Here is a 1,302-nt window from a genome sequence, read left to right as displayed (position 1 = left end):
TTGCGGCGGAGGTGTTCGAGCCGTTCGCGCGCAACGACCAGCGGCGGTGGGGGCAGGTCTACCTGCGTGGGCTGCTGACCGACGGCAAGCGTAAGTCGGTGGAGCCGATGGCGGCCCGGTTGGGTGAGGACGGCAACCGGCAGTCTCTGGCCCACTTCATCACCACCAGCCCCTGGGATCCGTCCCACATCCGGGCCCGGCTGGCCTGGCGGATGGAAGCGGCCATCAGGCCGAAGGTACTGATCTTCGATGACACCGGCTTCCTCAAGGACGGCAATGCCTCGGCGTGCGTGTCGCGGCAGTACACCGGCACGGCGGGCAAGGTCACCAACTGCCAGGTGGGTGTCTCGTTGCATCTGGCCTCGGATCACGCCTCGGCGGCGGTCGACTGGCGGCTTTTCCTGCCGGAGACCTGGGCGCCCGGGTCCGTGAAGGCGGACCCGGACAAGATCGCCCGCCGCACCGCGTGCCAGATCCCTGAAGACGTCGGGCATGTGGAGAAGTGGCAGCTCGCACTCGACATGCTCGACGAGACCCGCTCGTGGGGCATCGAGGTGCCGCTGGCCGTCGCGGACGCCGGATACGGTGACGCTGCCGCGTTCCGCCTCGGGCTGCAGGCCCGCGGTCTCCACTACGTCGTGGGCATCTCCACCACGTTGACCGCCCAGCCCGGCGATGCCGTGCCGGTGGCCGAACCGTACTCCGGCACCGGACGTCCGCCGGTGGCGAAGTACCCGGACAAGCCGCAGTCGGTGAAGCAGCTGGTCACCACGGCCGGCCGAAAGACCGCGAAGCAGGTCCAATGGCGTGAGGGCTCCCGCCCCGGCACCGGCCACAGTGGCCTCAAGCGCATGTATTCGCGGTTTGTGGCCTTGCGGATCCGTCCTGCCGGACGCGAGATCCGGCAGGCGGTCGAGGGCCCGGAGCTGCCGGAGTGCTGGCTGCTGGCCGAGTGGCCCGCCGGTGAGAGCGAGCCGGTCCAGTTCTGGCTGTCCGACCTGCCCGCCGACACACCACTGACCACGCTGGTCCGGCTCGCCAAACTCCGGTGGCGCATCGAGCACGACTACCGGGAGATGAAACAGGCACTGGGCCTGGCCCACTTCGAGGGCCGCACCTGGAACGGCTGGCACCACCACGTCACCCTCGTCTCCGTCGCCCACGCCTTCTGCACCCTGCAACGACTGGCCAGAGCCCCAAAAGACGTGGCGCCGGCCTGAGCCTCTACCAAGTCGTCCGCGAACTGCAGCTACTGCTCGCAGCCTGGGCCGGCGCCTGCCCCACCTGCCACCGCGACATACC

At 69.4% G+C, this 1,302-nt stretch carries 1 protein-coding gene; it reads left to right on the top strand.

All coding sequences use genetic code 11. The features are described from left to right. On the top strand, nt 1-1,220 hold a 1,220-nt coding region (locus tag ACZ7L9_RS38100; protein WP_471422101.1), incomplete at its 5' end, for an IS701 family transposase. Nucleotides 1,221-1,302 lie beyond the last annotated feature (82 nt).

Source organism: Streptomyces sp. NPDC111516 (assembly GCF_055635345.1).
The sequence above is the reverse complement of the archived record's forward strand: the minus strand, read 5'-3'. Positions and strand labels throughout refer to the sequence as shown.